Raw genomic sequence first — 24,702 nt, 5'->3', positions numbered from 1 at the left:
CACCGGCCCGGGCGACGACCCCGAAGGAGTGGCTCGCAGTGACGCAGACCGTCCCCCTCCCCGCCGCCGCGGCACCCGCCCGCGCTGCCCGGCGGCGGCCCGTCCGGCGCGGACGGTGGACCGGGTGGGGCTTCGTCGGCCCGTTCATGGCCGTGTTCGCCCTCGTGTTCCTCGCGCCGATCGCCTACTCGCTGTACCTCAGCCTGTTCCGGCAGCAGCTCGTCGGCGGCAACGCGTTCGTCGGGCTGGAGAACTACCGGCGTGCGTTCGCCGACCCGCAGTTCTGGTCGGCGTTCGGCCGGGTGTCGCTGTTCCTCGCGGTGCAGGTGCCGATCATGCTCGGCATCGCGCTCCTGGTCGCGCTCGCGATCGACTCCGGGCGGCTGTACGGCACGTCGTTCTTCCGGATCTCGATCTTCCTGCCGTACGCCGTGCCCGCGGTCGTCGCGACCCTCATGTGGGGCTTCATGTACGGCACCCGCTTCGGCCTGGTCGGCAACCTCAACGACGCGCTCGGGATCTCGCTGCCGAACCCTCTGTCGCCCGACCTGGTGCTCGCGTCGATCGGCAACATCGTGACCTGGGAGTTCGTGGGCTACAACATGCTGATCTTCTACTCGGCGCTGCGCGTCGTGCCGCGGTCGCTGTACGAGGCGGCGGAGATCGACGGCGCCGGCCAGTGGCGGGTCGTCACCGCGATCAAGCTCCCCGCGATCCGCGGCGCGCTCGTCATCGCGACGATCTTCTCGATCATCGGGTCGTTCCAGCTCTTCAACGAGCCGAGCATCCTCCAGAAGCTCGCCCCGAACGCGATCACGACGCACTTCACCCCGAACCTGTACGCCTACTCGCTGTCGTTCTCCGGCCAGCAGTACAACTACTCGGCGACCGTCGCGATCATCATGGGCGTCATCACGATGGTCATCGCCTACGTCGTCCAGCTCCGCGGCATGCGGAAGGGGGCGTGAGGACGATGACCACGACCGCACCGGCCACCACGCCCGCCGCCCGGCCCGCCCGGCCCGGCCGCGGCCCCCGCCTGCGCACCCCGCGGCGGCACAGCGTCGACCGGCCCCGCCGCAGCGGCCTGCTGACGGTGCTCACCGCCCTGGTGTGCCTGTACAGCCTGGTCCCGCTCGCCTGGCTGCTCATCAACGCGACCAAGTCCCAGGGCGACCTGTTCACGTCGTTCGGCCTGTGGTTCTCGGGGAGCCTCCACCTGGTCCAGAACGTCGCCGACACGCTGACCTACGACGACGGCATCTTCGTGCGCTGGCTCGCCAACACGCTGCTGTACGTCGTGGCGGGCGCCGGCGGCGCGACGCTGCTCGCCGTGCTCGGCGGGTACGGCCTGGCCAAGTTCACGTTCCCCGGCAAGCGCGCGGTGTTCGCGGTCGTCATCGGCGCCGTCGCGGTCCCCGGCACGGCGCTGGCCGTCCCGACGTTCCTCATGTTCAGCCGGATGGGCCTGACCAACACCCCGTGGGCCGTCATCATCCCGTCGCTGATCTCCCCGTTCGGGCTCTACCTCATGTGGACGTTCGCGGCCGAGGCGATCCCCACCGAGCTGCTCGAGGCGGCCCGGGTGGACGGCGCGGGGGAGGCGCGGACGTTCGCGCAGATCTGCCTGCCCCTGCTCGCCCCCGGCATCGTCACGGTGCTGCTCTTCACGATGGTCGCGACCTGGAACAACTACTTCCTGCCGCTGATCATGCTCAAGGACCCCGACTGGTACCCGCTCACCGTGGGGCTCAACGCCTGGAACGCCCAGGCCGCGACGGCCGGCGGCGAGGCGATCTTCAACCTCGTGATCACCGGGTCCGTCCTGACCATCCTGCCCCTGGTCGTGGCCTTCCTGTTCCTCCAGCGGTACTGGCAGTCGGGCCTCGCGTCCGGCTCCGTCAAGGAGTGACCACCGGCGTCCCCCGATCCACCCGACCCCACCCCCCCCGCGGTTCCGACAACGAAGTGAGAGGACCCCTATGTCCACCCCCCGCACCCTCTGGCGCGGCGCCGCAGTCGTCGGCGCCCTGACCCTGGCCCTGACGGCCTGCTCCTCCGGGGGCTCCGGCGGCGGCTCGTCCGACGACTCCTCCGGCTCCGCCGAGAGCGGCTCGCTGCTCGTGTGGGCCTGGGACAACACGGTCGAGCCGATCGCCGAGTCCTACATGGACGAGCACCCCGACGTGACGATCGACGTGGTCAACGCCGGCACCGGCAACGACCAGTACACGGCGCTGCAGAACGCGGTGGCCGCCGGGTCCGGCATCCCCGACCTCGCGCAGGTCGAGTACTACGCCGTGCCGCAGTTCGCGATCGGCGGGGCGCTCGCCGACATCTCCGGCCTGGGCGCCTCCGACCTGGAGGGCACGTACAGCCCCGGCCCGTGGTCGGCCGTCCACCAGGGCGACGCGATCTACGGCCTGCCGATGGACTCCGGCCCGATGGCGCTGTTCTACAACACGACGGTGTTCGAGAAGTACGGCGTCGACGTCCCCACCACGTGGGACGAGTACCTCGACGCGGCGCGGGCCCTGCACGCCGCCGACCCGAGCGTGTACATCGCCAACGACACCGGCGACGCCGGCTTCACCACCTCGATGATCTGGCAGGCCGGCGGCCACCCGTTCCAGGTGGACGGCACGGACGTCACCATCGACCTCGCCGACGCGGGCAGCCAGAAGTTCGCCGACCTGTGGCAGCAGCTCATCGACGAGGACCTGCTGGCGCCCATCTCGTCCTGGAGCGACGAGTGGTACCAGGGCCTGGGCAACGGCACCATCGCGTCCCTGACCATCGGGGCCTGGATGCCGGGCAACCTCGAGGCGGGCGTCGAGCAGGCCTCCGGGCAGTGGCGCGTGGCGCCGATGCCGCAGTGGGAGGCCGGCGCGAGCGCGTCCGCGGAGAACGGCGGCAGCGCCCTGTCGGTGATGGAGGCCAGCCCGAGCAAGGACCTGGCGTACGACTTCCTCACCTACCTGTCGAACGGACCGGGCACCGAGATCCGCATCGACGCCGGCGGCTTCCCCGCCACGACGGCCGACCTGGAGTCGGACGCGTTCCTCGGCAAGGAGTCCGAGTACTTCGGCGGCCAGAAGATCAACGAGGTCCTCTCGCAGTCCGCGGCCGACGTCGTCGAGGGCTGGCAGTACCTGCCGTTCCAGGTCTACGCGAACAGCATCTTCAACGACACGGTCGGCCAGGCCTACGTCTCGGACACCTCGCTGGCCGACGGCCTCGCGGCGTGGCAGGAGCAGGCCACGACGTACGGCAATGACCAGGGCTTCACCGTCCAGTGACGCCCGCGGCCGGCGGCGGGGGCTCCTCGTCCCGCCGCCGGCCGGCACCGCCCGACCCGCCCCGCCCTCACGCCCCAGGAGCCCTGACCCACCATGCCGACGTTCGAGATCGGTGACCGCGACTTCCTGCTCGACGGCCGGCCGCTGCAGGTGATCTCCGGCGCGCTGCACTACTTCCGGGTGCACCCCGACCAGTGGGCGGACCGGATCCGCAAGGCGCGGCTCATGGGGCTCAACACCATCGAGACGTACGTCGCCTGGAACGCGCACGCCCCGCAGCGCGGGCGGTTCGACCTGGACGGCCCGCGTGACCTCGGACGGTTCCTGGACCTGGTGGCCGCGGAGGGCCTGCACGTGATCGTCCGGCCCGGCCCGTACATCTGCGCCGAGTGGGACGGGGGCGGCCTGCCCGGCTGGCTGCTGGCCGACCCGGACGTCGGGGTCCGCCGGAACGAGCCGCGCTACCTCGCGGCGGTCGAGCAGTACTACGACCAGCTGCTCCCGCTCGTCGCGGAGCGGCAGGTCACCCGCGGCGGTCCGGTCATCGCGGTGCAGGTCGAGAACGAGTACGGCGCCTACGGCGACGACCCGGAGTACCTGCGGGCGCTCGTGACGATGGTGCGGGACCGCGGCATCGAGGTCCCGCTGCTGACGTGCGACCAGGCGGACGACGCCATGCAGGAGCGCGGCGGCCTGCCGGAGCTGCACCGCACCGTGACCTTCGGCTCCCGCGCCGTCGAGAAGCTGGAGCTGCTGCGCCGGCACCAGCCGACCGGCCCGCTCATGTGCATGGAGTTCTGGAACGGCTGGTTCGACTCGTGGGGCGGCCACCACCACGTCGCGCCGGCGGAGGCCAACGCGGGGGACCTCGACGACCTGCTGCGGCTCGGCGCCTCGGTGAACCTCTACATGTTCCACGGCGGCACGAACGCCGGCTTCACCAACGGCGCCAACGACAAGGGCACCTACGCGCCGATCACCACGTCCTACGACTACGACGCCCCGCTCGCCGAGGACGGCAGCCCCACGCCGAAGTACCACGCGATGCGCGAGGTGATCGCCCGGCACGCCCCGGTCCCGGACGAGGTGCCGGCGGAGCGCGCCCCGGCGCCCGAGGCGGTGGTGGAGCTGACCCTGCGGCTGCCGCTCGCGGACGCCGTGCCGGTGCTCGGCGAGGCGAAGGCGTGGGACCACCTGCCGACGACCGACGAGCTCGGCCAGTGGACGGGCTTCACGCTGTACCGCACGTCCGTGACCGCGCAGGACCAGGTGCTCGTGCTCGGCGAGGTGCGCGACCGTGCCGTCGTGGCGCTCGACGGGGAGCCGGTGGGCGTGCTCAGCCGCAGCGAGGGGGCGCGCGCGCTGCCGCTCCCGGCACGTGCGGGCGAGCTGACCGTGCTGCTCGAGGACCAGGGGCGCGTCGGCTACGGGCCGCGGATCGGGGAGCCGAAGGGGCTGGTCGGGGGCGCGCGGACCGCCGTGCGGGAGCTCACGGCCTGGGAGACCGTCGGCCTGCGGCTGGACGCCGTCGACGCGGGCCTCGCGACGCTGCTCGCCGCCGCCCGGCAGGTCGACCCGCAGCGGCCGGTGCGCGGGCCGGCGTTCCTCGCCGGCGTGGTCGACACCGTCGCCGGGGCCGACCACTTCCTGCGCCTCGACGGGTGGTCCAAGGGACTGGTCTGGGTGAACGGCCACCTGCTGGGCCGGTACTGGTCCGCCGGGCCGACCCGCACGCTCTACGTCCCGGGGCCGCTGCTGCGCGCGGACGGGAACGAGGTCGTCGTGCTCGAGCTGCACGCCGCGCCGGGCGCCCGGGTCGCCTTCGTCGCCGGACCGGACCTGGGGTACACCGAGCCCTAGGTGCTAGCACCCAGGAGGTGCACAGACCACCCGCGGCGCCCTCAGAACGGCTCCGCGCCCGCCGATGACACGGACGAAGACCCGGCCCGCCCGCCGGGCCGGGCCGGGCACGAGGGGTGGTCGCAGTGGACGTCACGCAGCCCGTCGGCGTCGTGGCGCCCTCCTGCGCCCCGGCGCAGGGCGACGGTCCCGACCCGCTCGCGCGGCGCCTGGCCCAGCCCGCCGGGCGCGTCGCGCTGCTCGAGACGCTGATCGAGGCGGCCCCGGTCGGCGTCGGGCTCGTCACGCTCGATGGCCTCACGCCGCTGACGAACGCGACGCTGCGGCGGCTCCTCGGCTACTCGGACGAGGAGTTCGCGCGCATGCCGTTCTCCGCGTACACCGCGCCGGAGGACGTCGACGAGAACGACCGGCTCTTCGAGGCGATGCTCACGGGTGCGGGCGACCAGTTCGCGATGGAGAAGCGGTTCGTGCGCAAGGACGGCACCACGCTGTGGGTGGAGCTCACCGTCTCGCTGGTGCGCGACGCGCAGGGGCGCCCGGACTACGCGATCGGGATGACGCAGGACATCACCGAGCGCAAGCGGCTCGCGGACGAGCTGCGGGCGGCGGAGCTGCACTACCGGCTGATCGTCGAGCACGTGCCCGCGGTGGTGTACATCGCGGAGCCCGGCCCCCAGGGGCGCTTCGTGTACCTCAGCCCGCGGCTGGAGTGGATGCTCGGCTACTCGCCGCAGGAGTGGCTGGCGGACCCGGGTCTGTGGCGGCGCTCGATGCACCCCGAGGACCGCGAGTCGTTCCGCCCCCACGAGGACCTGGTGCCGCAGGTGCGCGAGGGGGAGATGTTCCCGTCGAGCACCTACCGGCTCCGGCACCGCGACGGGTACGACGTGTGGGTGCGCGACGACGCCGTCCTGCGCCGCGACCGCGACGGCCGGCCGGTGCTGCACGGCGTGCTGCTGGACGTCACGCAGGAGAAGACGCTCGAGGAGCGCCTCGCGCACATGGTCGACCACGACGCGCTGACCGGCCTGGTGAACCGCGCGCACTTCCACCGCCTCGTGGACCAGGCGCTCGCCGACCGGCGTTCCCGGGCGGCGGACGCTCCCGGTGACGGCGCCGGTCTCGCGGTGCTGTACGTCGACCTCGACGACTTCAAGGCCGTCAACGACGGTTTCGGGCACGCGGTGGGCGACCGCGTGCTCGTCGCCGTCGCCGACCGGCTCCGGGCCCTCGCGCCTGCGGGGAGCACGGTCGCGCGGCTCGGGGGCGACGAGTTCGCGCTGCTCATCGCGGGCGTCCCGGACGCGGGCGCCGCGGCCGCCGGCGTGACCGCCGCCCTCGGGGAGGTCACCGTCGACGTCGCCGGGGAGACCGCGCGGGTCGGGGCCAGCGTCGGCGTCGCCGTGGCGAACCGCTGGCACACCACCGAGCTGCTCCTGCACGACGCAGACCAGGCGATGTACCAGGCGAAGCTCGCCGGCGACGGGCCGGGCGGGCACAGGCACACCGGGTTCGACGGCCGCCGGGCGACCCGCGGCTGAGGACGGGCCCCGCCCGGTGCTGCGGTCCCGGGCGGTCAGTCCGCCGCGCCGCGCCGCGCCAGCATGCCCAGCACCACGGCGGCGGACCGCTCCGCGGCGTCGTCCACGTGCGTGAGGAAGTCGTCCGCGCCCGCCGGGCCGCACAGGTCCGAGATCCCGCGCACCGCCAGGAAGGGCACGCCGTAGACGTGCGCGACCTGCGCGAGCGCGGTGGACTCCATGTCGGTCGAGAGCCCGCCGGGGAACCGCTCACGCACCGGGCCGACCAGCGACGCGTCCACGAACGCGTCCCCGGAGAGCATCTGCCCGGTCCGCACGGTGAGGTCGCCCGCGTCGGCGCCGAGCGCGGCCCCGCGCAGCGCCGGGTCACCCCGGTACCCCGCCGGCATGCCCGGCACCTGACCCAGGGCGTAGCCGAACGCCCGCGCGTCGGCGCCGGTGTACACGTGCTCGGTGCCGACGACCACGTCGCCGACGTGCACGCCCGCCTGCACGCCGCCCGCCGACCCTGCCGAGATGAGCGCGGGTCCCCGGCCGCCGCGAGCCGCGGCGACGAGCACGAGCGCCGCGGACGCCGCGGACGCCGCGTTCGCCAGGCCGATGCCACCGCGGACGAGCAGCACGTCCTGCCCGGCGACGGTCAGCAGACGGTGCTCCGCGCCCCCCACGGTGGCGGGGTCGCCGACGGCGTCGGCCCGCTCCAGGAACGGGGCGGCCTCGTCCGGCATGGCGACGGCGACGACGGTGCCGACGGTCGCGAGCGAGGCGGTCACGCCGTCACCGTGCTCCACTCGGCGCGGTGCGCGAGGAACTCCCGGGCGGCCCCCTGCGCACCCTCGAGCGTGTGGTTGGCGCCCCAGCCGCACTGCACCTCGTTCGCCGCGGGCACCTCCTGCGCGGTCGTGATGTCGGCGAGCGTCTCGGCGACCAGCTCGTGCACGTCCTCGTCCGCCCACTCGCCCTGCAGGATGAGGTAGAAGCCGGTCTGGCAGCCCATCGGCGAGAAGTCGATCACGCGGTCGCTGTGGTTGCGGGAGTGCTCCGCGAACAGGTGCTCCAGGGAGTGCACGACCGGCATCTCGAGGTGCGCCCGGTTCGGCTGCGCGAAGCGGATGTCGTACTTGCTGATGACGTCGCCCGCCGGCAGCGCCTTCGTGTCGGCGAGCCGGATGTACGGCGCGACGACGGTCCGGTGGTCGAGGTTGAACGACTCGACGTTCATGCGGGGCTGGTTCACTGCGGTCCTCAGGTTCGCTCGGGGGACGGCCCGGGACACGCCCCGGCCGCAGGACCCATTGTGCAGCGGACCGGCGACGTCCGGTACTCCACGGGCCGGTCGCGCCGCGGGGAGCGGCCCCGGAGGGCGGGGCGCGGTGGCGCGGGCGCGGCGGTGCGACCCGGTCAGGCCGGCCGCACCGCCCGACGGGGCAGCGGGCGGGTGCGGTGGCCGCGCGTGCTGCGCTCGGTGAGCTCGAGCAGCCGCACGACGCGCGCCCGGTGCGGCGCCCACGGTGCGAGCACGTCGAGGACCTCGTGCTGCTCGACGCGTCGTCCCACCACCCCGTCGCCGACCAGCCGGGGCAGGTGGAGGTCGCCGACGGAGACCGCGTCCGCGTCCCCGAGCGCCCGCCGGGTGGTCTCCGCGACCGTCCAGCCGCCGATGCCGGGCACGGTCAGCAGGCGCCGGCGCAGCTCGGCGGGCTCCAGGTCGACGGCCTCCTGCAGCCGGCGGGCCACCGCTGCCGCCCGCAGCACCGTCGAGGCGCGCCGGTCGTCGACGCCGGCGCGCCTCCAGTCCCACGACGGCACCAGGCGCCACCCCTCGGCGTCCGGCGGGACGCGCATGCCGTCGGGCGCCGGACCGGGCGGGACCGTCCCGTGCTGCAGCAGCAGCCGGCGCCAGGCGTCGTGCGCGTCCACGGTGACGACCCGCTGCTCCAGGACGGCGGGCACGAGGGCGCCGAGCACGTCGCCGGTGCGCGGGATGCGCAGCCCCCGCAGCCTCCGGTGGGCGGCCGCGATCCCGGCGTGGCCGGCGGGCTCGAACGACCGCAGGTCGTCGCGGGCGCCCAGCAGGTCCGGGGCCCCCGCGACGGCGTGCTCGGCGCCCGGGCCCCACGCGGACGCGTCGACGCGTCCGGGACCGGCCCGCAGCAGCAGCGTCGCGGGTCCCGCCGGCGTGCGCAGCGCGAGCCACACGGTGCCGTCCCGCCGGATCCGCACGCTGGGGTCGCCGGGGCCGTGGCGCACCATCATCAGGGTGAGCCGCAGGTCGAGCGGGCCGTCGGGCCGGAGCGTGCGCGCCGCGGGCGGCCGTGCGGTGCCGGGTCCGTCGGCGGGCGCCGGTGCGGGCGCGTCGCCGGTCGGGTGCATGTCGTCCAGCATGACGGACGCCGCCGACACCCCGGCGTGCGGGGTGCCGGCGGCGTCGGGTCGGGGTCAGCGGGCCAGGAAGTCCAGCAGGACCCGGTTGACCTCGTCCGCGTGCGTCCACAGCAGGCCGTGCGGCGCGCCCTCGATCTCGACGTACTCGGCCTGGGGCACCGCGGCGTGGAACGGGCGGCCCGTGGCGTCGACCGGCAGGATGCGGTCGGCGGTCCCGTGCACGATCAGCGCGGGGACGTCGATGGCGGCGAGGTCGCCGCGGAAGTCCGTGGTCCAGGTCGGCACCGCGGCGCTCGAGGCGAACCACGACGCCCCCGACGCGACGTCCCAGGAGTGCCGCAGGGCCTCCTCGGACAGCCGCGACCCGAGGGTCTCGTCGGTGTTGTAGAAGTCGGCGTAGAACGACGTGAAGTAGGCGTACCGGTCGGCGGTGACGGCCGCGAGGATGCCGTCGAAGACCTCCTGCGGCACACCGGACGGGTTGTCGTCCGTCTGCAGCAGGAACGGCTCGAGCGACGCCAGGAACGCCACCTTCGCGACCCGCTCGGAGCCGTACCTGCCGAGGTACCGCGCGACCTCGCCGGTGCCCATCGAGAAGCCGACGAGGACGACGTCGCGCAGGTCGAGCGTCTCCAGCACGGTCGCGAGGTCCGCGGCGAACGTGTCGTAGTCGTAGCCGGTCGTCGGCTGGCTGGACCGCCCGAAGCCGCGGCGGTCGTACGTGATGACGCGGTAGCCCGCCGCGAGGAGGGCCGCGGACTGCTTCTCCCACGAGTGGCCGTCGAGCGGGTACCCGTGGATCAGCACGACCGGCCGGCCGGAGCCGTGGTCCTCGTAGGACAGCTCGATCGGCGTCGTGTTCTCGGTCCCTACGGTGATGAACGACATGGTGCGCCTCTCCCGGTCGGTGGAGAACGAGCGTTCTCCGTGATGTCGGCTACACTAGAGAACGAACGTTTTCAGCGCAACCCCCGGGAGATGACGCATGGTCGACCAGCTCGTGACGGCACACCCCGGCACCCGTCCTGCGCACGCCGACGACACCGACGCCGCCCTGCGCGAGCAGGTGCTCGACGCCGCCGACCGCCTGTACTACCGGCGAGGCATCCAGGCGGTCGGGATGGACGAGCTGAGGACCGAGGCCGGGGTGCCGCTCAAGCGCCTCTACCGGATGTTCGGCTCGAAGGACGCGATCGTCGCGGAGGTGCTGCGTCGCCGGCACGCGATGTGGGAAGAGGGGCTCACCGGCGCGGTGCTCGCGGCCGCCGGGCCCCGCGACCGGCTGCTCGCGATCTACGACTACCTCGCCGGCTGGTTCGCCGACGGGGACTTCCACGGCTGCATCTTCATCAACTCGTTCGGCGAGCTCGGCGGCTGCTCCCCGGAGGTCGCCGCCCTCGCCCGCGAGCACAAGGCGGGGTTCCAGGCCTACGTGGCCGAGCTGGTCGACGTCGCCGGCGGGCCGCCGCAGCTCGCCGCCCAGCTCGCGATCCTCGCGGAAGGCGCGCAGACGACCGCCGCCATCTCCGGCTCGCCCGAGGCGGCGGTGCAGGCACGGGCGGCGGCGCGGACGCTCATCGACGCCGCGGGGCTGCGCGAGGACTGAGCCCGCGCGCGGCGCGACCGGTCAGGCCGCGCGGCTGCCGCTCACGGCGTCGAGCCACTCGAAGACCGCGGCGACGTACGCGGCGAACGGCTCCGGTGCGGACAGGGACAGGTCGTGCACGCCCCCCGGCACCGTCACCAGCGTGACGTCCTCGCCGAGCCGCGGTGCGCGCGCCCAGATCTGCTCGACGTCCAGCACCGTGTCCTGCGCGTCGAGCAGCGGGTTGGTGCGCGAGTTGGGCCCCGACTCCGCCGCGGTGCACACCAGCACCGGCGCCTCGATCCGCAGGCCCCGCGCCAGCCGCGCCTGCCCCCGGCGCACGGCCCGCAGCCAGCCCGCCCGCACGGGGAAGCCCTCCGCGGGCTTCAGGCGGCGGTCGTACTCCCACCGGCCGCCGTTGTCGACGTGCAGGTGCCAGGAGTACGCCGACGGGCCGTCGGCCAGCACGCGCATCGGGTCGACCGGGCCCAGGCTGTCGAGCACCCACGTCGACACCACGCGGTGGAACCAGCGCGCGTGCAGGTCGAACCACGGGCTGTCGAGCACCAGGGCGTCCACGGCCGCCCGCCCCGCGGGGCTGCTCGCCCACAGCGCCGCCGTGAGCCCGCCGGTGGAGTGCGCGTGCACCGTCAGCCGGTCGTGCCCGAGCACGTCGCGGACCAGTCGGGCGGCCAGGCCGAGGTCGTCCCGGTACTCCGCGAGGTCGGTCACGTAGTGCGGCACCTGGCCGTCCCGCCACGACCGGCCGCACCGGCGCAGGTCGACCGCGTAGAACGTGTGACCGCGCCGCTCCCACTCCTGCGCGAGGTGCGTCTGGAAGAAGTAGTCGTTGAACCCGTGGACGTGCAGCACGGCGGGCCCCCCGGGCTCCGCGGCCGGGGCGGGCGCGCGCCGGACGACGGTCGCCACCAGGTCCGGGTCGGACGCCGAGAGGGCGAGCGTCGTGCGCTGCCAGCCGGGACCCAGCAGGTCCGGCTCCCAGGCAGTCACCGTGCACCCCCGCCCGGCCGCGGCGCACGGGCGGGCACGCGGGCGGCGGGCAGCTGCAGGGGGAGCAGGGCCGCGAGCCCGAGCGCGAGGACGAGCACGAGACCCAGGATGCCCCACCGCTGCGACCCCGAGACCGCGACGAAGGTCGCGAACGCCAGCGGCGCCAGGAAGCTCGCCGCCCGGCCCGTCGTCGCGTACAGCCCGAACAGCTGCGACTCACGCCCGGGCGGTGCGAGCCGTGTGAGCAGCGAGCGGCTCGCGGACTGCGCCGGCCCCACGAACACGCACAGCAGCAGGCCGCACGCCCAGAACGCCGCCGCACCGGCGTCGGCCAGCAGGAACGTCGCCACCCCCGCGACGACCAGCCCGGCCAGCGCGGCCACCACGAGCGCCCGGGGACCGACCCGGTCGTCCAGCAGGCCCGCGAGCACGGTGGACACGCCCGCCACGACGTTCGCCGCGATCGCGAAGACGACGACCTCGCTCGCGGAGAACCCGAACGTGCCGGACGCGATCACCGCCCCGAACGTGAAGACGCCCGCGAGCCCGTCGCGGTACACGGCGCTGGCGAGCAGGAACAGCACGGTGCTGCGCGAGGTCCGCCAGAGATCCCGGACGTCCGCGGCCACCTGCCGGTACGCCCCGACCGCCGCGCGCCACCCGGCACGAGCCCCCGACGCACCGGCGGCCCGCCGCGCGGCCGCCGGTGCGGGGTCGTCCGGGACCGCGACGAGCACCGGCACCGCGAACGCGGCGAACCAGACCGCCGACAGCAGCACCGCCACCCGGATGTTCGCGCCGTCCGCCGGCGTCACACCGAACCAGCCGACCTCCGGGTCGATGAACCCGACGAACAGCACGAGCAGCAGCACGATGCCGCCGAGGTACCCCGCACCCCAGCCGATGCCGCTCACGCGGCCCAGCGTCGCCGGCGTCGCCACCCGGGGCAGCAGCGCGTTGTAGTGCACGGACGCGAGCTCGAACGTCAGGTTCGCCGTGGCCAGCAGCGCGATGCCGAGCAGCAGGTTCGCCGTCAGCGCGTCCGGGTCGGGGCGGACGAGCGCCATCGCCGCGCACAGCACCACGGTCACGGACGTGTGGACGGCCAGACCGCGCCGCCGTCGGCCGGAGCCGTCGGCCCGCGTCCCCGCGACGGGCGCGAGCAGGGCGATCGCCGCGCCGGCCGCGGTGAGCCCCCAGCCGAGCCACGTGGAGTGCTCCGCCAGCGCGGCGTCGAGGGCTGCGCCTCCGGCGGCCGCGACCTCCGGCTCCACGAACGCGTCGGACGTCAGCCACCGGGTGAAGACGAACGTCGTGATGACCGCGTTGAACGCGGCCGACCCCCAGTCCCACAGGGCCCACGCGGCGACCGTGCGGCGGCGGGCGGGTCGTGCAGGACCCGCCGGACGCCGGGGCGCGGCGACGGGAGGCGGGGGCGGGACGGCGTCGGCGTGCACGGACCAGGGATACCCCGGGCCGGCGTCCGGCGCGTGTCGACCCGCTGAACGGGCCGCGACGGGACGTGAGGAGATGCCGGGGCCGCGGGGCGCGGTTGCCCGTCCTCGCGGCCGGTGCCTACGGTCCGCCATGGCCTCGGACATCCGGATCGGCATCTCCGGCTGGCGGTACGCGCCCTGGCGAGGGGTGTTCTACCCCACGGGCCTGCCGCAGCGCCGCGAGCTGGAGTTCGCTTCCCGGCGCCTGCGCAGCATCGAGGTCAACGGCTCGTTCTACGCGCTGCAGCGCCCCGAGTCGTACCTCGCCTGGCGCGCGGAGGTCCCCGAGGGGTTCGTCTTCTCGGTCAAGGGCGGTCGCTTCGTGACCCACATGAAGAAGCTCGCCGACGTCGAGGTGCCGCTCGCGAACTTCTTCGCCTCGGGCGTGCTCGCGCTCGGACCGGCCCTCGGGCCGGTGCTGTGGCAGCTGCCGCCGACGCTCGGGTTCGACGCCGGCCGGCTCGCACGGTTCTTCGACCTGCTGCCGCGGACGACGGCGGCCGCCGCCGAGCTCGCCGGACGGCACGACGAGAGGCTCGACGGCCGGGCCTGGACGACCACGGACGACGACCGACCGCTGCGCCACGTCCTCGAGGTGCGGCACGCGTCGTTCGAGGACCCCGCGTTCCCCGCCCTGCTGCGCGAGCACGGCATCGGGCTGGTCGTCGCGGACACCGCGGGACGCTGGCCGTACCTGGAGGACGTGACCGCCGACCTGGTGTACGTGCGGCTCCACGGCGACTCCGAGCTCTACGTGTCCGGCTACGACGACCCGGCCCTGGACCGGTGGGCCGACCGGGTGCGCGCCTGGAGCGCCGGGGGAGAGCCGGCGGACGCCCGCCGCCTCGGCCCCGCAGCACCCGCGGTGCCCGGTGGTCGCGACGTCTTCGTGTACTTCGACAACGACACGAAGGTCCGTGCGCCCGTCGACGCGATGGGACTGGCCCGCCGCCTGGGCGTCGGCCCGCCGGACCCGGGCTGACGCCGCGACGCCCGACCGCCGCGCCCCGACCCGCCCGCCCCGCCTCGCTCTGACCGAGCCGCTCCGCCCTGACCGACCCGACGCGACCCGCCCCACGTGCGCGCCTCTCCGCGCGAGAGGCCACCACCGGGGGTGCGCGTGCCCCCAGCACCCCGGCGACTGGCCTCTCGGTGCGGGGGCGGCTCACGCGGCAGGGGGCAGGTGCAGATGCAGCCGGGCGGGGTGCGGGCGGGCGGTGCTGTCGGGCGGGACGGCCCGGCGGGTCAGCGGTCGCGGCCGCGCAGGCGGTCGAGCTCGCGGCGCTCGCGCTTGGTCGGGCGTCCGGCGCCACGCTCGCGGACGCCGGCCGCGGCCACGTGCTCCGGGGGCGGGGGCGGCGGGGTGCGGTCGACGTAGCACGCGGCTGCCGGGACGGGGCCGACGCGGCGCTCGACGACGTGGGCGACCTCGACGATCCGCTCGGGGCCCTCGCCGCGCACGCGTACCTCGTCCCCGACGCGCACGGTCGTGGCCGGCTTCGCGCGATCGCCGTTGACGCGGACGTGGCCCGCCCGGCACGCCGCCGCGGCGAGCGCGCGGGTCTTGGTCAGCCGGACGGCCCACACCCACCGGTCGACCCGCGTCGAGGGTGGCCCCACGGGCAGCCCGGGCAGCGCGGCGGGCGCGGACTCTCCTGCCGTCGCACCCGTCGCACCCGCCGCACCCGCCGACGGCCGCTCGCGTCCGGCACCCGCCCCCGCGGGAGCCTCCGACCGCGGGCGGAGGTCACCCCCGTCGACCGGACCCGCGCCCGCCGTCGGCACCGGGCTCAGCCCGCCGCGCGCGCGGTGGCCAGGACCTCCGCCGGGTCGTGCCCGCCGGGCTGCTCACCCCGCGCCGCCGCGTCCTCGACGAGCCGCAGCAGCGTGGCGTTCACCGGTACCGGCACGCGGTGCAGCCGTCCGAGCAGCGCGATCTCGCCGTTCAGGTACGCCGCCTCCACCGAGCCCGCGCCCCGCACGAGGCTCTGCCACGTGGAGCCGCCGCGCCGGTCGACGCCGGGCAGGTCGACCAGGGTGAACCCCTCGCGGGCTCGCGCCTCCTCGGCGGAGTCGACGGGAGAGACGCCCGCGGCGGCCAGCACCTCGCGCGCCTCGGCGACCGCGGCGTCGGCGAGCTCACGCGCTGCGCCGCGCACCGGGCCGCAGAGCGCCTCGACGGCGTTGCCGAGGTTGCTCAGCAGCTTCGCGTACTTCCACGCGGCGACGTCCTCGACGACGGGCGCGCGGAACCCGGCGGCCTCGAGGTCGCGGGAGACCTCCGCCAGGTCGGCGTCGGCCGCACCCGCGGGCACGGACCCCAGCGTCAGCACCCCGGTGACCGGGGAGCCGGAGGCAGACACCCGGCCCGGCTCCAGGAACGTCGCGGGGAGCCAGACGCACATGCCGGCCACCCGGGCGAACCGCCGCAGCGCGGTGCGCTCGTTGTCGACGCCGTTCTGGGCGCACACCAGCAGCAGGTCCTCGCCGGCGGTGCGGCCGCCGTCGACGGGGCGACCGGCCCAGTCGGCCAGCGTGGTGTCGGTGTCCTGCGACTTCACGGCGAGCACCAGCACGTCGTCGCGCCGCAGCTGGACGTCCTCCGGCCGGGACGCGACGGCGGTGCGCACGGTCCGGGCGCCCGCGGGCGTCGTCAGGTGCAGGCCGCCGGACCGCAGCGCGTCGAGGTGCGCGCCGCGCGCGACGAGCACGACGTCCCGGCCCGCCTCGGCCAGCAGCCCCCCGATGGTCCCGCCGACCGCGCCGGCGCCGATGATCACGTATCGCACCCGGTCACCCTGCCACACCCCTCGGCACGGGTCGGCGGGGACCGGGCATACGGTGGAGGTCATGACCTCCTCCTCTCTCGTCGCCGTCACCGGCGGCTACGTCGTCCCCGTCAGCTCCGAGCCCGTCGAGGGCGGCACCGTCCTGATCCGCGACGGCCGCATCGAGGCGGTCGGCGCCGACGTGGCGGTCCCCGAGGGCGCGACCGTCGTGGACGCGACCGGGCGCTGGGTGCTGCCGGGCTTCGTCGAGGCGCACGGCCACGTCGGCATCCACGAGGAGGGCGAGGGCGTCGCGGGCGACGACACGAACGAGATGACCGGGCCGAACATGGCCGCGGTCCGGGCGATCGACGCGGTGAACATCGACGACGAGGGCTTCCGGGACGCGCTGGCCGGCGGCGTCACGTCCGTCGTGGTGAAGCCGGGGTCCGGCAACCCGATCGGCGGCCAGAGCGTGGCCCTGAAGTCGTGGGGCGGCCGCACCATCGACGAGCAGGTGATCTCCGCGGCCGTGAGCGTGAAGTCGGCGCTCGGCGAGAACCCGAAGCGCGTCTACGGCGGCAAGAACCAGACGCCGTCCACACGCCTGGGGACCGCGTTGGTGATCCGCGAGGCGTTCACCGCCGCGCAGCACTACCGGGCGGCGCGGGCCGCGGCCGAGTCCAAGGGCGAGCCGTTCAAGACGGACCTGGGGCTGGAGACGCTGGCCCGGGTGCTCGACGGCGAGCTGGTCTGGGACCAGCACACCCACCGGCACGACGACATCGCCACCGCGATCCGGCTGGCCGACGAGTTCGGGTACCGCCTGGTGGTCAACCACGGCACGGACGGGCACAAGCTCGCGGACGTGCTGGCGGAGCGGGACGTGCCGGTGATCTTCGGCCCGATGTTCACGTCCCGGTCGAAGGTCGAGCTGCGCGACCGCGCCATCGCGAACCTCGCGGCGCTCGCCCGGGCGGGTGTGCGCGTCGCGATCACGACCGACCACCCCGTCGTGCCGATCAACTTCCTCGTGCACCAGGCGACGCTCGCCGTGAAGGAGGGGCTGCCGCGGCAGACCGCGCTCGAGGCGCTGACGGTCAACCCGGCCGCGTTCCTCGGGCTGGACGGCCGGGTCGGGGCGCTGGAGCCGGGGCGAGACGGCGACGTCGTGGTGTGGTCGGGGGACCCGCTCGACGTGCACGCGCGTGCGGAGCACGTCCTCATCGAGGGTCGCACCGTGTACACGTGGGACGTCGAGGCGTCGCGGGGCCGGGTCGTCGAGCGGTCGGAGCGCTTCGCCGGCTGAGGCGACCGATCCACGGCCGGCTCTCAGGGAAGGTCCAGCCCGCGTCCTGGTCCGCGGGGTGCACTCAGGGGCATCGGCGCCGCCCCGGCGCCCGCCCCGCAGGAGGTGCCCCGTGGACCACGAGACCGCGCCCCGGCCGACCCCGGCCCAGCCCCACGACCCGACGACCGCGCCCGGCCCCGGTCCCGATGGCGACCAGCCGCCGGTGCCCCGCCGCTCGCGGCGCCGGCGGACGGCCGTCGCGCTGCTCGCCTCCGGGGCGGTCGCGGCCGGGCTGGTGCTGGGCGGGACCGCGTACGCGCTCGGCCTGCCTGACGGTGGGGCGGACCCGGGCCTGGCGGCGGCGCCCTCGACCGGGAACAGCTTCGGCACCGGCCGTCAGCAGGCCGGTGCGGGCGGCTGGGACGGGCCGTCGACGACGCTCCCCGGCGGGGGCTCCGGCGGCGCGGGCTCCGGGTCCTCCACCGCCACTCTCGACGCGACGACCGCCACCGAGGCGCAGCAGAGCGGCGTCGTGCTGATCTCGACGGTGCTCGGCTACCGGTCCGCTGAGGCTGCCGGCACCGGTGTCGTGCTGACGTCCGATGGGCTCGTCGTCACGAACAACCACGTGGTCGAGGGCGCGACGCAGATCACGGTCACCATCGGGTCGACGGGGGAGACGTACACGGCCGAGGTCGTCGGCACCGACGCCACGGCGGACGTCGCGGTGCTCCAGCTCCAGGGCGCGTCCGGCCTCACCCCCGCCGCGCTCGACGACGACGAGGCGGGTGTCGCGGTCGGCGACGCGGTGACGGCCGTCGGCAACGCCGAGGGCGGCGGCGTGCTGCTCGCGGCGGACGGCACGGTCACGGGCCTCGACGAGTCCATCACCACGCAGGCCGAGGGCGTGTCGTCGGGGGAGTCGCTCAGCGGGCTGATCGAGGTCGACGCCGACGTGGTGTCCGGCGACTCCGGCGGCCCGCTGCTGGACGACGAGGGCGAGGTCGTCGGCATCACGACCGCTGCGTCGTCCGGCTCGGCGGACATCACCGGCTACGCCATCCCGATCCAGGACGTGCTCGACGTGGTGACGCAGATCGTCGCAGGCCAGGACACCGACACGATCACGCTCGGCTACCCGGCGTTCCTCGGGGTGCAGCTCGCGACGACGGGCGGTGACGCGGCGGCCGTGAACGGCCTGCCCGGCTCGGCGACCGGGTCGACCACGGGCGGCGCGGCGGGTGCTCCGGTCGCCGGCGTCATCGACGGGACCCCCGCCGCGCAGGCCGGCCTGGTCGCCGGGGACACGATCACGGCCGTCGACGGCGTGACGGTCGCGGACGGTGACGCGCTGAGCGCGGCGCTCGCGGCGCACGCCCCCGGCGACCAGGTCGCGCTGACCTGGACCACGGCCACCGGTACGACGCAGTCCGCCACGGTCACCCTCGTCGAGGGCCCGGCCGACTGACCCCGGCCCGGTCGACTCACCCGCTCCGCCGGATCCCCGCCACCGAGAGTCCAGGACACGCCCACGTCCGCCGCTGATCCCGGGCGTGTCCTGGACTCTCGGCGGCTCAGAGCGCGGGAGCGGGAGCGCGTGCGAGCGCGGGTGCGGAAGGGCGCGCGGGTGCGGAAGGGAGCGCAGGTGCGGAAGGGAGCGCGGGTGCGGAAGGGAGCGCGGGTGCGGAAGGGAGCGCGGGTGCGGACGGGCGCGCGGGTACGGACGCCGCGGGGCCGCCGTCCCGGTGTCCCAACCGGGGCGGCGGCGGCGCGGTCGTCCCCTCAGCGGACGTCGGTGTCGGGACCCTGGATCGCGGCCCTGCCGGCCTCGAGCCGCGCGACCGGCACCCGGAACGGCGAGCAGGACACGTAGTCCAGCCCGGCCGCGTCGAAGAACCGGATCGACTCCGGGTCACCGCCGTGCTCGCCGCACACCCCGACGGTGAGGTCCGGTCGGGTGGCCCGGCCCTCCTCCACCGCGATGCGCACGAGGCGCCCGACGCCCTTGGTGTCGATGGTCTCGAACGGGGAGATGGTCAGCACCCCGTTCTCGAGGTACTCCGGGAAGAACGCCCCCTCGACGTCGTCCCGGGAGAAGCCCCACGTGGTCTGCGTGAGGTCGTTGGTGCCGAACGAGAAGAACTGCGCCACCTCCGCGATCCGGTCGGCGGTGAGCGCGGCGCGGGGCAGCTCGATCATCGCCCCGACCGGCAGGTCGAGCGCGACGCCGCGGGCCCGGCCGACCTCGCCCATGATCCGCAGCGCCTCGTCGCGGACCAGGTGCAGCTCCATCACGGAGCCGACCAGCGGGACCATGATCTCGGCGTGCGGGGTGCCGCCGGCCTCGAGCCGGTCGGCGGTGGCCTCGCAGACCGCCCGGATCTGCAGCGCGAACAGCCCCGGCACCACGAGCCCGAGGCGGACGCCGCGCAGGCCGAGCATCGGGTTCGCCTCGTGCATCCGGCGGACCGCCGCGAGCAGCTTGACGTCCGCCGGGTCGACCTCGCCGCGCTCCTCGGCCAGGGCGACCTTGACGGACAGCTCGGTGAGGTCGGGGAGGAACTCGTGCAGCGGCGGGTCGATCAGCCGGATCGTCGTCGGCAGCCCGTCCATCTCCTCGAGCAGCGCCGCGAAGTCCGCCCGCTGCAGGGGCAGCAGGGCGTCGAGGGCGGCCTGACGCTCGTCGTCGTCCTCCGCGAGCACCACCCGCTCGACCAGGACGCGGCGCTCGCCGAGGAACATGTGCTCGGTGCGGCACAGCCCGATGCCCTGGGCGCCCAGCGAGCGCGCCCGGCGGGCGTCCTCGGCGGTGTCGGCGTTCGCGTGCACGCGCAGCCGGCGCGTGGTGTCGGCGTGGGTGAGGACGCGGTCGACCGCGCGCACCAGGTCGGCCGTCTGGTCGTCGTCGCCGGCCTGCGCGAGCGCCGCGTCCAGCCCGGACTCCAGGTAGGTGCTGACCGGGGACGGGACGACGGGCACCGCGCCGAGGTACACCTCGCCCGTCGAGCCGTCGATGGCGATCGTGTCGCCCTCGGAGACGACGTGGCCGCGGACGGTCATCGTGCGGGCGACCGGGTCGATCACCAGCTCGTCCGCCCCGACCACGCAGGTGCGGCCCATGCCGCGTGCGACGACGGCCGCGTGCGACGTCTTGCCGCCCCGGGCGGTCAGGACGCCGACCGCCGCGATCATGCCGCCGAGGTCGTCCGGGTTGGTCTCGCGCCGCACCAGCACGACGTCCTCGCCGTGCGCCGCGCGCTCCTGGGCCATGGCCGAGTCGAAGACCGCGTGCCCGACCGCCGCACCGGGGGACGCCGCCATGCCCTTCGTGAGGAGGGTGCGCTCGGCCGTCGAGTCGAACTGCGGGAACATCAGCTGCGAGAGCTGCGCCCCGCTGACCCGGGCCAGCGCCTCGTCCATCGTGATGAGGTGCTCGTCGACCAGCTGGGTGGCGATCCGGAACGCCGCCGGCGCCGTGCGCTTGCCGACGCGGGTCTGCAGCATCCAGAGCTTGCCGCGCTCGACCGTGAACTCCACGTCGCACAGGTCGCGGTAGTGCGTCTCGAGCCGCCGCATGGCCTGGCGCAGGTCCGCGTACGACTGCGGGTCGACCTCCTCCATCTCCGCGAGGCTCAGCGTGTTGCGGATCCCCGCGACGACGTCCTCGCCCTGCGCGTTGACCAGGTAGTCGCCGTAGTCACCGGTGTGCCCGGTCGCGGGGTCGCGTGTGAACGCCACCCCGGTCCCGGACGTCGGGCCGAGGTTGCCGAACACCATCGAGCACACGTTGACGGCGGTGCCCAGGTCGTCGGGGATGCGCTCGCGGCGGCGGTACAGGCGTGCGCGGTCGGTGTTCCAGGACCGCAGCACGGCGACGATCGCGAGGTCGAGCTGCTCGCGCGGGTGCTGGGGGAACTCCCGGCCGGACTCCGTGCGGACGATCTCCTTGAACGAGTCGACGAGGTGCCGCAGGTCGGTCGCGTCCAGGTCGACGTCGTCGTGCACGCCCTTGGCGGCCTTCGCCTTGTCGAGCGTGTCCGCGAACAGCTCGCCGTCGATGTCCAGCACCGTCTTGCCGAACATCTGGATGAGCCGGCGGTACGAGTCCCACGCGAACCGCTCGTCGCCGGAGAACTCCGCGAGCCCGACGACGGACGCGTCGTTCAGCCCGACGTTCAGCACCGTCTCCATCATCCCGGGCATGGAGAACTTCGCCCCGGAGCGCACGGACACCAGCAGCGGGTCGTGGAAGTCGCCGAACCCGCGGCCCAGCGCGTCCTCCAGCCGGCGGACGGCCATCGTGACCTCGACACGCAGCTCGGCCGGCAGGTGCCCGGTGCGCATGTACGCCCGGCAGGCGTCGGTCGTGATGGTGAAGCCCGGTGGCACCGGCAGTCCCAGCCGGGTCATCTCGGCCAGGTTCGCACCCTTGCCGCCGAGCAGGTCCTTCTGGTCCTTGTCACCCTCGGAGAAGTCCTGGACATAGCTGGCCACGTGTACCTCCGCGTACGACGTCCGGGGGAGCGCCGTTGCCCCCGCCTCCGGCGAGTCTCCCTCCGCCGGTCGCTCCAGGAGAAGGGACCATCGGCCCTCGACGTGGTCACGCCGCGTGTCGTGCAGGGGGCCCGTCGCCGACCCGAAGCCCGTGCTCCAGCCACCGGCGGACGCGCCGCTGGACCGGGCGTTCGGCCGCCCGGTGCAGCGCGACCGCGACACCGCCGCACACCGCGCACGCGGCCGCCAGCACGACGGCGGCCGCCGTGAGCGGCGACAGCAGGTCGATGACCGCCCAGCCCACGTACTCGTGCGTGAGGTAGAGCGGGTACGTGAGCAGCCCCGCCGCCGTCAGCCAGCGCGCGTCGACCCTGCTGACCTGCGGCACGAGGGCCGCCGCCGCCACCAGGCCCACGACGAGCACCACCCCCGCGGCGACCACCGCCGGGGAGGTGCGCGGTCCGGACGCGATCGCGTCGATGGCGGACGTCGTCCGCGTGGCGGCTACGGCCGCCGCGGTCAGGGTGTTCGCCACGAGGACGAGCCACAGCACGGCGCGCCCGCCCTCCCGTCGGATGACGAACACCGCCATCCCGGCGCAGAAGAGCGGCAGCCACTCCGTGAGGGACGCGAACCGGGCCACCGACGGCACCTGGAGCGCGACCAAGGTGACCGCCGGCGCCACGGCGCAGAGCGCCACCACCCTGGGCGCCGTCAGGCCGATCCGGGCCATCACGGCGACCACGACGTAGAACTGCAGCTCGACCCAGAGCGTCCAGTACACCCCGTCGACCCGGGGCACCCCCAGGGGGTCCTGCAGCATCGTCAGGTTGACCAGCACCTCGCCGGGCGTCCGGGCGTCGAAGCCCGGCCACGCCCAGCGGAGCGTGGCGGTGAGCAGGACGGCCGCCCAGTAGGCGGGGAACAGCCGGGAGACGCGTGACGCGACGAGCGCCCGCGCCGGCCGTCCCCACGCCGACAGCAGGATCACGAACCCGCTGATCGCGAAGAAGAGGTGAACGCCCAGGTAGCCGTAGCGCGAGACCGCCGCGAGCCCGGGGAACACGGTGTGCGGGAGCCCGGCGGCCCAGCGGGAGTGGTCGCGGGCCGTGAGGTGGAACAGGACGACCGAGACGGCCGCCACGAGACGGAGCAGGTCGAGGACGCCGAGGCGGGGCAGATGATGGGAAACCGTCGTATTCGCATTTGGCGCGCGCGCCCCGATCGTCGACATGTCGGAAGGCTATGGGCCGGACGGCGGGTGGACCGTTCCACCTCCTACAGTCGTGCGATTTCCTCGCAGGGTCCGTTGCGCTCGACGAGTGGATATGATCCGGGCTGGCGTGGGGAGGAGATTGACGTGTGATCCGCCTCACAGTCGCTGCGCCGTGGTGCCAGCTGTGCGACGGTCGAACCGCTCGCCCGTCCGGTCATGAATTCGCCACGGCCTGTCAGGGCAGCTTTCTTCACTGTTGAGGGGGGCCCGAGGCAGGGAGTTGTCATCATGAATCCGAACGACCATGTGCGCGTGCGCCACGGAGTCCTTCGACGGGTCTCCACGCTGGCTGCTGGAGTTCTGATGCTCTTCGTTGTCGGCGCTGCGGCGGCCAGCGCGGCGAGCGCGGCTCCGTCAGGGTGTCCGTCCGGGTACTCCTGCGGGTGGAAGGACCGCGACTACCTCACCGCGGGAACGAGCAAGGCGCTCGTCTTCAGTTGCTTCGTCAAGGACATCACGAAGGTCGCCGGCGCCTGGGACAACAACATCACGTCTGTCTTCAACAACAGCTCGGGAGGAAACACTGCGATCTGGTTCACTGATATCGACTACAAGGGCGCGAAGCTGTATGTCTCGGCGAACAGCGGAATCAAGCGACTGAACGAGTCCAACGCCACAGTGAACGACCGCATCAGTTCCGGGTACTTCGACACCGCCGCGTGCCGGAACAAGTGACCGACTCCGAGCGGGCGCGTCGGCGCCCGCTCGGACGGCTTCGAGGAGCTGAGGTGCTCGGACGACGGATCGTCGCAGGTGGGGCCCTCTGCATCGCGCTCACCGGGTGTTCTGCGAATGTCGGTCAGTCGATCAACGAGCCGGCAGCAGCGTCCCCGCCGGGGATGGCGGAGTGGGCGCTCCCGCTGGACGACTACCTGTTCGGCGACATGAACCTCGTCGCGCGGGCGGTGTCGGAGTCGTACGCGAACTGCCTGAGGGCGAAGGGGATCACCATCCCGGAGATCGCCGTCGACGTCGAGGCGCTTCGTGACAGACCCACGTCGGTGACGAACGTGCATCAGCGCAGGCTGTTCTCGGTCGCCATCGCGAGGGAGCACGGCTACCGGTACGCCGCCTTCGACGAGCTTCCGGACCCGCAGCCCTCGCCGGAGGTGCCCGCGGCCGACAGCTCATCCGTGGCTCGCTCTTGTGCTGATGAGGCCGCGTCGCAGTTCGAGGAGCTGTCCCTGACGCCTCTGCACTACTCGCTCGCAGCCGAGGCGTACTTCGGGGCAAAAGCCGACGAGGCGGTGCTGGAGGCTGCGCGGCGGTGGCGCGATTGCCTCCAGCGTCAGACCGAGATCGTGCTCCCCGACGACCCCGAGGCCATGCCGACCGGGCCGATCGAGGTTCAGCTCGGCATCGCGGCGCCCGACCACGCACGTCGGGCCACCGAGCGCGAGATCGAGTTCGCTGTCGCGGACGCTCTCTGCCGCGAGGAGTCGACGTACACGGCCACCTTCTACCGCGCTGAGCACCGGCTCAGTGCCGAGGCGCTGGCGGGCAACCGCGCGGTTCTCGAGGCCGAGCTGCGGAGACACCGCACTCTCATCGACCTCGCGGTCGCGACCCTCACCGACGACACCAGACCGAGCGCTGACCCTGTGCTGCGGCGGCCGGACGAGCAGGCCGGCGGTCGGTAGACTGCCCCTGCCAACACGTCCCTCACCGAACGGAGCGCCGGCGCGAGCCGAGC

21 protein-coding genes are annotated in these 24,702 nt (G+C 74.3%); 11 read left to right on the top strand and 10 right to left on the bottom strand.

The window, feature by feature from the left end; translation table 11 throughout:
- Positions 1-38: 38 nt before the first annotated feature.
- From K5O09_RS12400 to K5O09_RS12380, 5 genes are all read left to right on the top strand, one after another.
- Complete coding sequence (locus tag K5O09_RS12400; RefSeq protein WP_255595381.1) at positions 39-968, top strand: carbohydrate ABC transporter permease; 930 nt, start codon at positions 39-41, stop codon at positions 966-968.
- A gap of 5 nt (positions 969-973) precedes the next feature.
- Positions 974-1,912, top strand: coding sequence for a carbohydrate ABC transporter permease (locus tag K5O09_RS12395; RefSeq protein WP_222169828.1), 939 nt, complete (start codon positions 974-976; stop codon positions 1,910-1,912).
- Between the two features lie 70 nt (positions 1,913-1,982).
- Positions 1,983-3,299 (top strand): ABC transporter substrate-binding protein, encoded by a 1,317-nt coding sequence (locus K5O09_RS12390; protein ID WP_222169827.1) that lies wholly within the window; start codon positions 1,983-1,985, stop codon positions 3,297-3,299.
- Between the two features lie 93 nt (positions 3,300-3,392).
- On the top strand, positions 3,393-5,159 hold the full coding sequence (locus K5O09_RS12385) for a beta-galactosidase family protein (RefSeq protein WP_222169826.1): 1,767 nt from the start codon (positions 3,393-3,395) through the stop codon (positions 5,157-5,159).
- Between the two features lie 125 nt (positions 5,160-5,284).
- Positions 5,285-6,703, top strand: coding sequence for a PAS domain S-box protein (locus tag K5O09_RS12380; RefSeq protein WP_222169825.1), 1,419 nt, complete (start codon positions 5,285-5,287; stop codon positions 6,701-6,703).
- A 35-nt stretch (positions 6,704-6,738) separates the two neighbouring features.
- Here K5O09_RS12380 and mtnN read toward each other — a convergent pair whose 3' ends face one another.
- The 4 genes from mtnN to K5O09_RS12360 form a co-directional block, all read right to left on the bottom strand.
- Positions 6,739-7,476 (bottom strand): 5'-methylthioadenosine/S-adenosylhomocysteine nucleosidase, encoded by a 738-nt coding sequence (gene mtnN / locus K5O09_RS12375; RefSeq protein WP_255595379.1) that lies wholly within the window; start codon positions 7,474-7,476, stop codon positions 6,739-6,741.
- Complete coding sequence (locus tag K5O09_RS12370; protein WP_222172770.1) at positions 7,473-7,925, bottom strand: S-ribosylhomocysteine lyase; 453 nt, start codon at positions 7,923-7,925, stop codon at positions 7,473-7,475. Before K5O09_RS12370 ends, mtnN begins: the two co-directional genes overlap by 4 nt.
- A gap of 179 nt (positions 7,926-8,104) precedes the next feature.
- A complete protein-coding gene (locus K5O09_RS12365; protein WP_255595378.1) occupies positions 8,105-9,076 on the bottom strand; it encodes a DNA-3-methyladenine glycosylase in 972 nt (323 codons plus the stop codon).
- A 66-nt stretch (positions 9,077-9,142) separates the two neighbouring features.
- Positions 9,143-9,976, bottom strand: coding sequence for an alpha/beta fold hydrolase (locus tag K5O09_RS12360; RefSeq protein WP_222169824.1), 834 nt, complete (start codon positions 9,974-9,976; stop codon positions 9,143-9,145).
- A gap of 97 nt (positions 9,977-10,073) precedes the next feature.
- Between K5O09_RS12360 and K5O09_RS12355 the strand changes: the two genes are divergently transcribed.
- Positions 10,074-10,694 (top strand): TetR/AcrR family transcriptional regulator, encoded by a 621-nt coding sequence (locus K5O09_RS12355; protein ID WP_222169823.1) that lies wholly within the window; start codon positions 10,074-10,076, stop codon positions 10,692-10,694.
- Between the two features lie 21 nt (positions 10,695-10,715).
- On the opposite strand, the gene K5O09_RS12350 is transcribed toward K5O09_RS12355, so the two are convergent.
- Both K5O09_RS12350 and K5O09_RS12345 read right to left on the bottom strand, forming a co-directional pair.
- On the bottom strand, positions 10,716-11,684 hold the full coding sequence (locus tag K5O09_RS12350; RefSeq protein WP_255595377.1) for an alpha/beta hydrolase: 969 nt from the start codon (positions 11,682-11,684) through the stop codon (positions 10,716-10,718).
- Positions 11,681-13,141: an MFS transporter gene (locus K5O09_RS12345; RefSeq protein ID WP_255595376.1), complete on the bottom strand. Its 1,461-nt coding sequence runs from the start codon at positions 13,139-13,141 to the stop codon at positions 11,681-11,683. Before K5O09_RS12345 ends, K5O09_RS12350 begins: the two co-directional genes overlap by 4 nt.
- Positions 13,142-13,271: 130 nt before the next feature.
- Here K5O09_RS12345 and K5O09_RS12340 point away from each other — a divergent pair, with 130 nt between their 5' ends.
- Positions 13,272-14,162 carry a DUF72 domain-containing protein gene (locus tag K5O09_RS12340; protein ID WP_222169821.1) on the top strand — a complete coding sequence of 297 codons (891 nt, stop codon included), beginning with the start codon at positions 13,272-13,274 and terminating at the stop codon, positions 14,160-14,162.
- 263 nt (positions 14,163-14,425) lie between these two features.
- On the opposite strand, the gene K5O09_RS12335 is transcribed toward K5O09_RS12340, so the two are convergent.
- Together K5O09_RS12335 and K5O09_RS12330 are read right to left on the bottom strand one after the other, a co-directional pair.
- Entirely contained in the window at positions 14,426-14,800 is a 375-nt protein-coding gene (locus K5O09_RS12335) for an RNA-binding S4 domain-containing protein (RefSeq protein WP_222169820.1), read from the bottom strand.
- Positions 14,801-14,970: 170 nt separating this feature from the next.
- Complete coding sequence (locus tag K5O09_RS12330; RefSeq protein WP_222169819.1) at positions 14,971-15,969, bottom strand: ketopantoate reductase family protein; 999 nt, start codon at positions 15,967-15,969, stop codon at positions 14,971-14,973.
- A 61-nt stretch (positions 15,970-16,030) separates the two neighbouring features.
- On the opposite strand from K5O09_RS12330, the gene K5O09_RS12325 reads away from it, so the two are divergent.
- Positions 16,031-17,257 carry an amidohydrolase gene (locus K5O09_RS12325; protein WP_222169818.1) on the top strand — a complete coding sequence of 409 codons (1,227 nt, stop codon included), beginning with the start codon at positions 16,031-16,033 and terminating at the stop codon, positions 17,255-17,257.
- Between the two features lie 112 nt (positions 17,258-17,369).
- Positions 17,370-18,707, top strand: a complete 1,338-nt coding sequence (locus K5O09_RS12320) for a S1C family serine protease (protein ID WP_255595373.1) — start codon at positions 17,370-17,372, stop codon at positions 18,705-18,707.
- Positions 18,708-19,021: 314 nt separating this feature from the next.
- Here the strand turns inward: K5O09_RS12320 and ppdK are convergent, their stop codons facing one another.
- Positions 19,022-21,733, bottom strand: coding sequence for a pyruvate, phosphate dikinase (ppdK, locus tag K5O09_RS12315; RefSeq protein WP_222169817.1), 2,712 nt, complete (start codon positions 21,731-21,733; stop codon positions 19,022-19,024).
- A 106-nt stretch (positions 21,734-21,839) separates the two neighbouring features.
- Entirely contained in the window at positions 21,840-22,967 is a 1,128-nt protein-coding gene (locus K5O09_RS12310; protein ID WP_222169816.1) for an acyltransferase, read from the bottom strand.
- 270 nt (positions 22,968-23,237) lie between these two features.
- Here K5O09_RS12310 and K5O09_RS12305 point away from each other — a divergent pair, with 270 nt between their 5' ends.
- Positions 23,238-23,684 carry a peptidase inhibitor family I36 protein gene (locus K5O09_RS12305; protein ID WP_222169815.1) on the top strand — a complete coding sequence of 149 codons (447 nt, stop codon included), beginning with the start codon at positions 23,238-23,240 and terminating at the stop codon, positions 23,682-23,684.
- Between the two features lie 53 nt (positions 23,685-23,737).
- Positions 23,738-24,649 (top strand): hypothetical protein, encoded by a 912-nt coding sequence (locus K5O09_RS12300; protein WP_222169814.1) that lies wholly within the window; start codon positions 23,738-23,740, stop codon positions 24,647-24,649.
- The last annotated feature ends 53 nt before the right edge of the window (positions 24,650-24,702 follow it).

Origin of the sequence: Cellulomonas sp. C5510, from assembly GCF_019797765.1 — a bacterium.
Lineage (GTDB): Bacteria > Actinomycetota > Actinomycetes > Actinomycetales > Cellulomonadaceae > Cellulomonas.
Note: the sequence above shows the minus strand (reverse complement) of the source record. Positions and strands in the feature narration are given on the sequence as shown.